Below are 12,386 nucleotides of genomic sequence, written 5' to 3'. Positions count from 1 at the left end.
GGGTTACTGTTTTTTTCTTTGCAATAAAGAGCTTTGTAAAGAGAGTGTTTTTTGTTCGTTCGTCAATAGAGACTGAATAGGAACATTTTCAGGGCGCGGGACTATCGGATACATAAGATTGGTTGGAGAAGGATGGTGCTCCGAGCCAGTTGGGGAATGAGGATCTGCGTGAGTAAGTTTTCCGTGAACACGTCTTGTAAATAAAATATGACCGATTTCGTGAGCAAGCGTATATATATTTTTCATAGGAGCAGCCGAGTTTGTTAAAACGATATATCCGGTAAGTTGTTGCTGTTTTGCTAAAGAGTAAGCGCAGGCAATTACTGCTGTTTCTTTGAAATAATCACTGCCAATATAACAAATATAAAGGTCGCATTCAGGAGCTTCATTTACACATGTTTGGAAAAAGGATGCCAGCTTTTCTTGACTTTGAATGGAATTTTTATAACTGATTTCACGGTCAAAAAAACGGAAAAGTTCATTTAATACAATTACTTCTTGAATTTGAAATGTAATGGGGTGCCAAATTGATTCTGCAACAGCTAAATCTTTTGCGATGCGGTCATCAGAAATATCGGCGCCGGGAGTAATACAAATACATATATTGACGTATGGATCCATAAGGAACACCTCAACTGAAAAAAAGTTCTTCCTATAATATATGTGGGGAAAAGATGTCATGTATGGATAAACGCCTTCTTTATTGAATATATAGATGACAAGTCGAAAAAATTTCATAGTTCTATAACGTAGTGTGATCATCTTTTTGATATAGTAAAGAAAAGGGGGAGAATATATGTATACATTAAAAATCGTTTCAGACAGAGAAGCTCTTTATCAATTTGCAAGTTATGTAAGAGTTGTACAAGGGGTGGAAGATGTATATGTAGAGGTGGGAGAACCTTTATATGAACATCCGTTAATGAAGTTTTATGTACATATTAAGCTGAAAGAAACATATGAGCAGCATAAAGCGTTACAGGAAATAGCAAGATTAGTAGAATTGGGGCGTTTTACATATGTCCATTATCGTAATGATGAAATTGAGGAAGCTTTTGAAGCTGTAAAATATGAAAGTTTTAAGAAATAAAGGTGAAAAAAAGGAGGCGAAAGCTTCTTTTTTTCTTTAAAATTACATGAACAAAAAGAGCAAAATTTTGTTATGATAAGGGAGGTTAGGGAAAGGGGAATTTACATATGGGGTATATTGAAGAGTTACGAAAAGTCGTTGGTACAAGGCCGCTTATTCTCGTAGGATCAGCAATTATTATATTAAACGATAATCAAGAAGTATTGCTTCAATATCGTTCAGATACATATGATTGGGGTGTACCTGGTGGGGCGATGGAACTGGGCGAAACGACAGAAGAAACTGCACGTAGAGAGTTATTTGAGGAAACGGGGTTAACTGCAAAAATAATGCAATTTCTTGGTGTTCTATCAGGAAAAGAAGTATATTTCCGTTATCCGAATGGCGATGAAATTTTCAATGTTATTCATCTGTATCAGGCACATCATGTGAGCGGAGAATTAAAGCTCGATCATGAAGGGTTAAAACTTCAATATTTTCCAGTAGATAAGTTGCCAAAATTGAATGAAACGACAGAGAAAATTTTACAAAAGTTTTTATATGCGCTGACAGAATAGAAGGTTAATTCCTTCTATTTTTATTATATTAAATATTTTGATTTTTTAGTATGTTTATAGTATGATAGTTATAGATATACATCTTATGGAATTTCACCTAAAAACTGACTAGGGTACATAAGAGAGGGGCAAGTGCAAAATGCATAATGTTGTTATTACAGCTGCAGTTCGTTCGCCAATTGGAACTTTTGGAGGAGCGCTAAAAAATGTAACGCCAGTAGAATTAGCTGTTCCTGTACTTCAGGAAGCTGTAAAACGAGGCGGGGTAGAACCACATGAAGTTGATGAAGTAATTTTAGGTCATTGTATTCAAAGAACTGATGAAGCAAATACGGCGAGAACAGCTGCATTAGCGGCAGGATTTCCTGACACAGTTACGGGATATACAATCCAACGTCAATGTTCTTCAGGTATGCAAGCAATTATGTCAGCTGCAATGCAAATCCAATTAGGTGTAAGTGATGTCGTTGTTGCAGGTGGGGTAGAAGCGATGAGTTCGAGCCCTTATGCATTGAAACAGCACCGCTGGGGACAACGTCTACAGCACGGAGAAATTCGTGATACGGTGTGGGAAGTGTTAGAAGATCCGATTCACCATATTATGATGGGTGAAACAGCGGAAAATTTAGTTGAACAATATGAAATTACAAGAGAGGAACAAGATGAAGTTGCTCTTCGCAGTCATACATTGGCACTGAAGGCAATCGAGTCTGGATACTTTGACGATCAAATTGTTCCTATTACAATAAAAGAGCGTAGAAAAGAAGTTGTATTTTCGAAGGATGAACATCCACGTGCAGATATTACAGCTGAAAAATTAGCTGGATTGAAGCCGGCGTTCCGTAAAGATGGATCAGTGACTGCTGGAAATGCATCTGGCCTTAATGACGGGAGTGCAGTTCTAGTATTAATGAGCGAAGAAAAAGCGAAAGAAAAAGGTTTACAACCGTTAGCTAGAATTGTTGGATATTCAGTAGCTGGAGTAGATCCAAAAATTATGGGTATTGGACCAGCACCAGCAATTCGTAAAGGTTTAGAAAAAGTAGATTGGTCATTGGAAGATGCAGATTTACTTGAAATTAATGAAGCTTTCGCGGCTCAATATTTAGCTGTAGAGAAAGAGTTAGGCTTAGACCGTGAAAAAGTGAACGTAAACGGTAGTGGCGTAGGACTTGGGCATCCAATTGGTTGTACAGGGGCTCGTATTACAGTAAGTTTAATTCACGAATTAAAAAGACGTGGGTTAGAAAAAGGAATTGCCTCTTTATGCGTCGGTGGCGGTATCGGGGTTGCCTTATTTATAGAAGCACTATAAAAAAGAAGCAGCTATTGCTGCTTCTTTTTTTACGACTCAAATAGATGATGGAATAATCGATCGCGATTTTCAAAGAAAAGTTTCATCGTTTGGTAATGCTCAGTTTCTTCTAATGTGGATTCGTGAATTCCCTCTTGTGTTAAAGAATATATAGTGGATTCAGGATAAGCCATTAAAATAGGAGAATGCGTCGCGATAACAAATTGTGAACCTTGTTCAGCTAGTTCGTGCATTCGAATGAGCATGGAAAGTTGTCTCATTGGTGATAAAGCTGCCTCAGGCTCATCTAAAATGTATAAACCTTGTCCTGAAAAACGGTTCATAAATAATGAGAAGAATGATTCACCGTGTGATTGTTTGTGTAGTGAGATACCACCATAAGAGTTGATAACCGGATTCCCACGTGCTTCTCTATCAGCATCTATTTCATCAATATAAGAAGCAACGTTATAAAATGATTCAGCGCGAAGAAAGAAACCGTCGTTTGGTGTATTGAAACTTTTTGAAATTCGAAGGTATTCATGTAAAGATGAATGGGAATCGTTTGTGCTAAAGCGGAAGTTCTTCGTTCCACCTTCTGCATTAAAACCTAACGCAATTGCAATTCCTTCAAGTAATGTTGATTTACCTGTTCCGTTTTCTCCAATAATGAATGTTACATTTGGATGGAAAGCTAGTGATTGTAATGTTCGAATAGCGGGTAAACAGTAAGGATATGCGGAAAAACTAGGGATATTTTCTTTTTTTAATGTGACATTTTGTAAAAAGGGTACGTCAATCAATATATAAACCTCAATTCATAACGGATTTTGAATTTAAAAAGGCAGCAAATACAAGTGTTAATGACACCTGAATCCCTTCTTGTTTTCTGAATATTTTATGTGGATTATATCATTTAAACTATCATATTCCAATGTGAAAATAAATATTGCATGAAGATCCATTCTCTCGTTATGATATATGGTATTCTATTGAAAATGTGAGAAGGAGTTAAAGTATGCCGTTTACATTTGCACATCCAGCAGCAGTTCTTCCTTTTGCGAAAAAGCACTCTAAACATATTTCAGTAACGGCTCTTATATTAGGTAGTATGGCGCCTGACTTTGAATATTTTTTGCACTTTAGACCCTATGGTGTTATTGGTCATACATGGCTTGGGTTCTTATATTTAAATTTACCGCTTGTATTTCTAATCGCATACATATATCATTACATTTTAAAAAAGCCGTTTATAACGCATTTGCCTAAACCGTTTGCTGGTTATTATTCATATGCAATAGATGAGAGGTGGGGGCTACATACCTGGAAAGAATTCTTTGTATTTTGCTATTCTGCATTATTCGGTATGCTCACGCATGTCGTTTTGGATGCATTTACTCATAATACAGGCTATTTCGTTATGAAAATAGCATTGTTACAAATTGAATTACGCAGTATTCCATTGTATAAATATATGCAACATGGGAGTACATGTGTTGGCTTATTATTGCTATTATACGTACTATGGAAGTATAAAGATGAAACAGGGAAAGATATGATTGTAGCTTTAGAAAAAAGAAAGTATTGGGTTTCGATAATCATTGTGACAGCTTTTATATTTATCGTGCATGCGTTCCTAGATCCCTATTTTCATATTTTCCAAATTGGAGGTATAATAGTATCTGGACTGACAAGTTCATTTTGTGGAATTGTCATTGTTTCTATAGTTTACAAAGCAAGGGACTAATTTTATATTCATGAATGATAGCGTTAGGAGAAATGAAATGATGAAAGCATGGAAAAGTATTTTTGTTTTATGTAGTTTTCTTCTTATGTTAAGTGGTTGCTTCCATCAAGAAGAAAAGAAAGCTGAACCGAAGAAGAAAGAATCTATTCCTGAAACGAAAGAATATGGTGGGCGTGAGCTGAAAAAAGTAGGACAAAAAGTGAAAGAAACAGGATGGGGTACTTTCAAGTTAGAGCAGATGCATTCTGTGAATCAAACATTTGAAGTAGCGCCAATGAAAATTCACGTACAAGATGTGAAAGTAATCTCTTTATCACAAATGAGTGAAAAGGCAAAAAATACATTGAAAGTATACACGGCACTAACTCCTGAAGAAGTAAAACGTAGATTAGGGGATAAAGTAAGCCAAGAAGATGCAGAATTATATGCATCGCTAAGTGGAACAGAGATTAGTAATACAATTCGTTACGTTGAGATTACATATAAAGTGGAGAATAGCGGAAATAAAAATATGCAATTTTTCTCTATGAATGATGTTATGATTAATGGTAAGCAACATTTTAAAGTAGCCACTCAAAACTTTTTATATGACGAAGATACGTTAGTTGGTACAAAAAATGTATCAAGAGAAGACTATAAGCCTGGTGAAATAAGAGATGGTATTATTGGTTTAATACTTGACGATGGAAAAGACAAGGTAAAGGATATTCAGTTTACAACTGATGATTTACTTGCAGGAGATTCAGAAACACAAGATGTTGTAAAAGAGCCACAAACGTTTAACATCTCACTAAAATAATGTAAGACAAAACAGTCAGCATACAAATATTATGCTGACTGTTTTTTTATTTCTTTTATGTATGAATCTACATTTTGAAAAGGCACCTTAATTTTAAACGCATCTTTTTGTTCATTAAATTGCTTTTCATTGTAGGGACCGAAACGTTTATTGTGCTTTACATCAATAATCCAATAATGTTCACTTTTTTTATTTGCAATTGCTGCGTCAGGGTTATTTGGATCTGATTTTTCCTCAGTTTGTTTTGCAATAATGTATTTATCATCCCAAGCAATGTCTGTAATTTTTGCAGGGATGTATTGTGTGGCATATACAGCATCTTGCGAGGGGAAAAGTTCAAATGCATTTCCAGAAGTACGTATGAGTTCGTATTCATCGTTAACCGTATAAGTTAAGTGACTTGTGTTTCCTGCACAACCAGTTAATAGGAAGGCGACGAATAGGATTATCCATTTTTTCAATATGGGAACCTCCTTTATAATGCTATTGTAACAAATTGTACAAGAAAAGTAAGAGAAACGCTAGTTTACAATGTTTTTTAGAAGTGGTACGATGAGACGGGTAAAGAAGGATATGAAGGAGTCGACATAAAATGAAGTTAAAGATGCATCGTCCAGCGCTTGTAATGAATCGCATAGGTGCTTCCCTAATTGACATGTTTTTAATCTCGGTTATGTATGGTGCAGTAGTAGCTATTATGACCGGAAACTATAGTGCTATGTTTAAGCGCTTTAATATAAGCTTAGGTGATTTTAGATATGATTTCGCAGTAGTTTTCATATTAATGGCGATATATTTTATTGTATTACCCTTTATTTGGAACGGTGTTACACTTGGCAAAAAGGTAACGAGAATAAAATTAATTTCATTGAAGAGTGAAAAGCTAACGTTGCAAACATTAATTATAAGATTTTTTGTAGTGTTATTACCGAACGTATTGCTATTAGGAATTCCATTAATATGTAACGTATATATGATGTTGTTCCGCAAAGACAATTGCGGTTTTCAGGACTTAATTACAAAGACGAAAATAATAAGTCTTGTATAATAAAATAAAAAAAGACCCTTTTATATATAAAAGGGTCTTTTTTTATTTTATAAGTATATTGTGAATATTTACAGTAAGGAAAAGCTAAAATGTGTCATTTCTATTTATAATAGATTGAAAATTAAGATAATGGTATAATGATTAAAAATAATATCTTTATCTCACCATTTGGGGCTGATTAAAGTTTTACTTTATATAATAAGGGGGAAGTTGAGATGACAGGAGGTAGCATAATTTTTTGGGGCATTCTTATTTTTATCGGTCTAGTTCTTGAGCAGCGTAAGAGTAAGAAAAAAGAAGGATAAAAAGTAAACGTTTACAAATCGAATGGCAATTTTTCTTGCTTGCAGAATAATCTCATAAAGGAGTATACTGAATGACGGTAAGACTTATAGAAGGGGTAATGAAAATGAAGCTTGCAGGAAAAGTTGCTATCGTAACTGGCGGTGGCATCGGTATTGGACGTAATACAGCTCTTTTGTTGGCTAAACAAGGCGCAAAAGTTATTGTAACGGACATTGATCAAGAGAGTGGACAAGCAACAGTGGAGGAAATTACGAATCTAGGCGGAGAAGCCCTTTTTGTATTCTATGATATGGAAAAGCAAGGAGATTGGCAACGCGTTATTAGCATTACTTTGAATGCATTCAGTCGCATTGACATGCTTTTTCAAAATGCTGGTTTATATAAAATAGATTCTATTTTTTCTCGCCAACAAGAGAACGATTCCAATGTACTTTGTATTAATGACGTTTGGATAGAGATAAAACAATTAACGTCATCTTTTATGAAACAGCAAGAAGAAGTGGTGCTTAGTGATTTACCGATTTTCGGTATTATTGGCACGAAAGGACAATCATTTCATACAGTAGAAGCCCTAGTATAATAATGAAAACCGCCCTCAATATATGTGGACGGTTTTTTATATGTGTATAGTAAAGATAAATTTTTTAGCGAATACGTTGTTCAGTTTGGTTATCAAAGAAATGCGCTTTATTTATATCAAATGCTAATTTAATTTGGTCACCAGGTGAAAACGTATGTCTTGCATCTACACGTGCCGCAAAATCTTGATTCCCAAGTTTCATATATAAAATGGATTCAGCACCTAATAACTCAGCGACTTCAATTTTTGTTGTGAAGGCAGTAGATTGTGAAGCTTCTAAAAATAGTAGTTCATCATGAATGTCCTCTGGACGAATACCTAAAACAATTTCCTTATTTACATAGCCTTGTTCACGTAGCATCTTCATTTTTCCTTCAGATACTTTAATTTTTATAGTATTGTCTATAACGAAATCGGTTTCAGTCAATTTACCACGGAAGAAGTTCATAGCTGGTGAGCCGATAAATCCACCCACGAAGATGTTTTCTGGTGTTTCATATACTTCTTTTGGAGTTCCAATTTGTTGGATTTTTCCATCCTTCATAACGACAAGACGCGAAGCCATAGTCATTGCTTCTGTTTGATCATGTGTTACATAAATTGTTGTTGTTCCAAGACGATGATGTAGCTTAGAAATTTCTGAGCGCATTGCAACACGGAGTTTAGCATCTAAGTTTGATAATGGTTCATCCATTAAGAAAACTTTTGCATCTCGAACGATTGCTCTACCTAACGCAACACGTTGGCGCTGTCCACCTGATAATGCTTTCGGTTTTCTATCTAAATATTGTTCAAGTCCTAAAATTTTTGCTGCATCTTTCACACGACGATCGATTTCATCTTTTGGTATTTTTCGAAGTTTTAATCCAAATGCCATATTATCATATACACTCATATGTGGATAAAGAGCGTAGTTTTGGAATACCATAGCGATATCTCGATCTTTTGGAGGAACATCATTCATTAGTTTACCATCAATTGAAAACTCGCCTTTTGAAATATCTTCAAGTCCAGCTACCATTCGTAATGTTGTAGATTTTCCGCATCCAGAAGGACCGACAAATACAATAAATTCTTTATCTTGAATGTGTAAATTAAAATCAGTTACAGCTGTTACGTTATTATCATATATTTTATAAATGTTTTCTAATTTAAGTTCTGCCATGGTATTTCCCCCTAGAAATAATTATGCAAACGTTTTCTTTGGGTTCATTATAAACGAATAGATTCAAAAAATAAATAAAAAAATAAAACGTTTTCATTTATTGGAGATTTATTAGTGGTTTTCATATGTTTTCTTAGAAAAAGAACAATAAAAATTGTAAGCGCTATTTTAAATTGAGATAGAATCTGTTATCATTCATTAATGAAAACGTTTGCGCCTTAAAAAAGAGAAAAATGAATGATGAATGAAATGGGGTAGCATAATGGAAAAACAATGGTGGAAAGAAAGTGTAGTATATCAAATTTATCCTCGTAGCTTTATGGATAGTAATGGTGATGGTATAGGAGATCTTCAAGGGATTATTTCAAAGCTAGATTACTTAAAAGAGTTAGGGATTGATGTGATTTGGTTATCACCAGTCTATGAATCTCCAAATGATGATAATGGTTATGATATAAGCGATTATTGTAAAATTATGAACGAGTTCGGAACAATGGAAGATTGGGATGAGCTATTACATGAAATGCATGAACGTAATATGAAATTGATGATGGATTTAGTTGTTAATCATACATCTGATGAACATAATTGGTTTATTGAATCACGTAAATCAAAAGATAATAAATATAGAGATTACTATATATGGCGCCCTGGAAAAGAAGGAAAAGAACCGAACAACTGGGGAGCTGCTTTTAGTGGATCTGCATGGCAGTATGATGAAATGACAGATGAATATTATTTACATCTGTTTTCTAAAAAACAGCCAGATTTAAATTGGGATAATGAAAAGGTAAGACAAGATGTTTATGAAATGATGAAGTTTTGGTTAGAAAAAGGAATTGATGGTTTCCGTATGGATGTTATTAATTTTATTTCTAAAGAAGAGGGATTACCAGCTGTTGAAACAGAAGCAGAGGGGTATGTTTCAGGTCATAAGCATTTTATGAACGGTCCAAACATTCATAAATATTTACATGAAATGAATGAGGAAGTATTATCGCATTATGATATTATGACGGTTGGTGAAATGCCTGGTGTAACGACAGAAGAAGCGAAATTGTATACTGGAGAAGAACGAAAAGAATTGCAAATGGTATTCCAATTTGAACATATGGATTTAGATTCAGGAGAAGGTGGAAAGTGGGATGTAAAACCATGCTCACTTCTTACTTTAAAAGAGAATTTAACAAAGTGGCAAAAAGCATTAGAGCATACCGGATGGAATAGCCTTTATTGGAATAATCATGATCAGCCTCGCGTTGTATCTCGTTTTGGTAATGATGGAATGTATCGCATTGAATCAGCAAAAATGTTAGCGACAGTTCTTCATATGATGAAAGGAACGCCATATATTTATCAAGGAGAGGAAATCGGAATGACGAACGTCCGATTTGAGTCAATTGATGAATATCGAGATATTGAAACGTTAAATATGTATAAAGAAAAAGTGATAGACCATGGTGAAGATATAGAAAAAGTAATGGAATCTATTTATATAAAGGGTCGTGATAATGCTAGAACTCCGATGCAGTGGAATGATCAGAATCACGCTGGATTTACAAAAGGTGAACCTTGGATTACTGTAAATCCTAACTATAAAGAGATTAATGTGAAACAAGCAATCCAAGATGAAGGTTCAATTTTTTATTACTATAAGAAATTAATTGAACTACGCAAAAATAATGAAATAGTTGTGTATGGATCATATGATTTAATATTAGATAATGACCCTTCTATTTTTGCTTATGTAAGAACATATGGAGATGAAAAACTACTTGTTATTGCAAACTTTACTGCGGATGAAAGTGTATTTGAAATGCCTAAGGATATTAGTTATAGTGAATCAGAGTTATTTATACACAATTACGATGTAGAAATCGGATCAATAGATAACATTCCATTACGTCCGTATGAAGCGATAGTGTTCAAATTGAAATAAGAAAAAGCCTTATGCCACTTCAAACTTGGCATAAGGCTTTTTTGGATTACCATTTTAATATGGAGAATCCATATGGAGGAAGTGTAACTTGTAATACACTTGCTTCTGCTGAAAATTCTTCGTTTGTATAAATGTTAATTATTTTCTTACCAGTAACATGAAGAGGGAGTGAAACTGTAACTTCACTATTAGTAGGGTTTAAAACGAAAAAGATAGTTTCATCCTCATATGTTTTCGTATAAGAAATATAATTATGTTCATCATTTGCTTCGATGAATTGAAAAGTACCATGTCCTCCAAATGCTTTATGTTGTTTCCGTAATAAAATCAATGTTTGTATATGGGTAAATAATGCATGATCTTGTTCTTTAGTATCCCAAATCATACATTTACGGCAATCAGGGTCCATGCCGCCATCCATACCAATTTCATCTCCGTAATAAATACAAGGAGAGCCGATGAAAGAAAGATGGAATACATAGAGCAATTTCAACTTATTTTTATCTCCGTTGCATGTTGTTAAAATTCTTGGAGTATCATGGCTATCTAATAAATGAAAGGCTGCTTCATTTACATTCATAGAGTAGGAATGTAGAGATTCTGTAATTTGCTTCATGAATTCACTTGCTTTAATGGAATCGTTAGCAAAGTAAGAAAGTAGAGCGTTTGTAACAGGATAGCTCATGACAGCATCAAATTGATCGCCTTGTAGCCACGGAAGGGCATCGTGCCAAATTTCTCCCAAAATATATACTTCAGGATTTAGTGTCTTTATTTCAGTTCGGAATTCTCTCCAAAAGTTGTGATCGACTTCATTGGCGACATCAAGGCGCCAGCCATCTATATTGAATTCTCGTACCCAATAACGTCCTACTTCAAGTAAGTATTCTTTTACATCTGGATGAGCTGTATTTAATTTAGGCATATACGGTGTAAAGGCGAAAGTATCATAATTTGGAAGTGGTTCGGTTATAATCGGAAATTCATGAATGTGGAACCACTCTTTATATGCGGACTTCTCACCATTCTCTAGTACGTCTTGAAATTTCTCGAAAAAGTATCCACTATGATTAAACACAGCATCGAGCATTACTTTTATACCGTGCTTATGACATTCTTCAACGAGCTCTTTAAAAGTTTCTTTCGTCCCAAATTGTGGGTCAATTTCCATATAGTCAATTGTGTCATATTTATGGTTTGAATGAGCTTTGAAAATAGGTGTGAAATATATTCCGGAAATGCCAAGCTTAACAAGGTAATCAAGGTTTTGAATAACACCAGAAAAATCTCCGCCGAAAAAATTAGTTGGAGTTGGATTCGCACTTCCCCAAGGAAGGGTGTTTTCTGGATTCAGCGTACTATCGCCATTAGCGAATCGCTCAGGGAAAATCTGATACCAAATGGTGTCTTTAATCCAAGATGGTGCTTTGAATACATCATCTGCATGAATAAATGGAAAACAGAAAAAGTTACCAACATCATCATTTGGAATGCTAGAAAAGAATCCTCGCTCTGCATAAATAAGAGTGTCTGTTTCAGATTTTAATTCAAACCCATAACGTAAGCGCTTAAATTTTGGTTCGATTGAAATGGACCAATAATCAAATAATGCAGTAGAACCCGTTTTTTTCATGGGTGTACTTGCTGATATCCATTTCCCGTCTTTCCATTCGTAAGGATCACCGTAAATAAGATCGGCGTTTTGAATATCATCTCTCTTAGTACGTACTCGGATGTGAATTGTTTGTTCATCATAAGCGTATGCATAATTATCTTTCGGCCTATGATAAATAGCTTCTTTAAACATATAGAAAATCCCCCTTCAATATCTCTATACATAGTATTCCCTTAAGTGTAATAA

General features: G+C 34.6%; 14 protein-coding genes. 9 read left to right on the top strand and 5 right to left on the bottom strand.

What is annotated here, in order from left to right:
• Positions 1–3: 3 nt before the first annotated feature.
• Positions 4–621, bottom strand: coding sequence for an ImmA/IrrE family metallo-endopeptidase (locus tag ACTFR3_RS11215; RefSeq protein ID WP_000371608.1), 618 nt, complete (start codon positions 619–621; stop codon positions 4–6).
• A gap of 175 nt (positions 622–796) precedes the next feature.
• Here ACTFR3_RS11215 and ACTFR3_RS11210 point away from each other — a divergent pair, with 175 nt between their 5' ends.
• From ACTFR3_RS11210 to ACTFR3_RS11200, 3 genes are all read left to right on the top strand, one after another.
• Positions 797–1,090 (top strand): DUF3928 family protein, encoded by a 294-nt coding sequence (locus ACTFR3_RS11210; RefSeq protein ID WP_000288330.1) that lies wholly within the window; start codon positions 797–799, stop codon positions 1,088–1,090.
• A 107-nt stretch (positions 1,091–1,197) separates the two neighbouring features.
• Entirely contained in the window at positions 1,198–1,647 is a 450-nt protein-coding gene (locus tag ACTFR3_RS11205; RefSeq protein WP_000540529.1) for an NUDIX hydrolase, read from the top strand.
• 139 nt (positions 1,648–1,786) lie between these two features.
• The gene (locus ACTFR3_RS11200) at positions 1,787–2,962 is read left to right on the top strand and encodes an acetyl-CoA C-acetyltransferase (protein WP_000552078.1); all 1,176 of its coding nucleotides are present in this window, start codon (positions 1,787–1,789) and stop codon (positions 2,960–2,962) included.
• A 29-nt stretch (positions 2,963–2,991) separates the two neighbouring features.
• On the opposite strand, the gene ACTFR3_RS11195 is transcribed toward ACTFR3_RS11200, so the two are convergent.
• Entirely contained in the window at positions 2,992–3,744 is a 753-nt protein-coding gene (locus tag ACTFR3_RS11195; RefSeq protein ID WP_440044420.1) for an AAA family ATPase, read from the bottom strand.
• 215 nt (positions 3,745–3,959) lie between these two features.
• Between ACTFR3_RS11195 and ACTFR3_RS11190 the strand changes: the two genes are divergently transcribed.
• Positions 3,960–4,688, top strand: coding sequence for a DUF4184 family protein (locus ACTFR3_RS11190; protein ID WP_001116852.1), 729 nt, complete (start codon positions 3,960–3,962; stop codon positions 4,686–4,688).
• Positions 4,689–4,725: 37 nt separating this feature from the next.
• Entirely contained in the window at positions 4,726–5,487 is a 762-nt protein-coding gene (locus ACTFR3_RS11185) for a hypothetical protein (RefSeq protein ID WP_000973899.1), read from the top strand.
• A gap of 29 nt (positions 5,488–5,516) precedes the next feature.
• Here ACTFR3_RS11185 and ACTFR3_RS11180 read toward each other — a convergent pair whose 3' ends face one another.
• On the bottom strand, positions 5,517–5,948 hold the full coding sequence (locus tag ACTFR3_RS11180) for a DUF3997 domain-containing protein (protein WP_000758789.1): 432 nt from the start codon (positions 5,946–5,948) through the stop codon (positions 5,517–5,519).
• Between the two features lie 131 nt (positions 5,949–6,079).
• On the opposite strand from ACTFR3_RS11180, the gene ACTFR3_RS11175 reads away from it, so the two are divergent.
• The 3 genes from ACTFR3_RS11175 to ACTFR3_RS11165 all read left to right on the top strand — a co-directional run bounded on the left by ACTFR3_RS11175 (position 6,080) and on the right by ACTFR3_RS11165 (position 7,421).
• Complete coding sequence (locus tag ACTFR3_RS11175) at positions 6,080–6,535, top strand: RDD family protein (protein ID WP_000769080.1); 456 nt, start codon at positions 6,080–6,082, stop codon at positions 6,533–6,535.
• 215 nt (positions 6,536–6,750) lie between these two features.
• Entirely contained in the window at positions 6,751–6,840 is a 90-nt protein-coding gene (locus ACTFR3_RS11170) for a flagellar motor protein (protein ID WP_440044419.1), read from the top strand.
• A gap of 71 nt (positions 6,841–6,911) precedes the next feature.
• Positions 6,912–7,421 carry an SDR family NAD(P)-dependent oxidoreductase gene (locus tag ACTFR3_RS11165; protein ID WP_000218413.1) on the top strand — a complete coding sequence of 170 codons (510 nt, stop codon included), beginning with the start codon at positions 6,912–6,914 and terminating at the stop codon, positions 7,419–7,421.
• A gap of 64 nt (positions 7,422–7,485) precedes the next feature.
• Here ACTFR3_RS11165 and ACTFR3_RS11160 read toward each other — a convergent pair whose 3' ends face one another.
• Positions 7,486–8,586 carry an ABC transporter ATP-binding protein gene (locus tag ACTFR3_RS11160; RefSeq protein WP_440037713.1) on the bottom strand — a complete coding sequence of 367 codons (1,101 nt, stop codon included), beginning with the start codon at positions 8,584–8,586 and terminating at the stop codon, positions 7,486–7,488.
• Positions 8,587–8,848: 262 nt separating this feature from the next.
• On the opposite strand from ACTFR3_RS11160, the gene malL reads away from it, so the two are divergent.
• Positions 8,849–10,525, top strand: a complete 1,677-nt coding sequence (malL, locus tag ACTFR3_RS11155; protein WP_086403785.1) for an oligo-1,6-glucosidase — start codon at positions 8,849–8,851, stop codon at positions 10,523–10,525.
• 46 nt (positions 10,526–10,571) lie between these two features.
• Here the strand turns inward: malL and ACTFR3_RS11150 are convergent, their stop codons facing one another.
• Positions 10,572–12,332 (bottom strand): alpha-glycosidase, encoded by a 1,761-nt coding sequence (locus ACTFR3_RS11150; RefSeq protein ID WP_098583047.1) that lies wholly within the window; start codon positions 12,330–12,332, stop codon positions 10,572–10,574.
• Positions 12,333–12,386: the final 54 nt, after the last annotated feature.

The sequence above is a fragment of the Bacillus cereus group sp. MYBK14-1 genome, assembly GCF_051916885.1.
Taxonomy (GTDB): Bacteria; Bacillota; Bacilli; order Bacillales; family Bacillaceae_G; genus Bacillus_A; species Bacillus_A cereus.
This window is presented reverse-complemented; position numbering and strand designations above follow the sequence as displayed.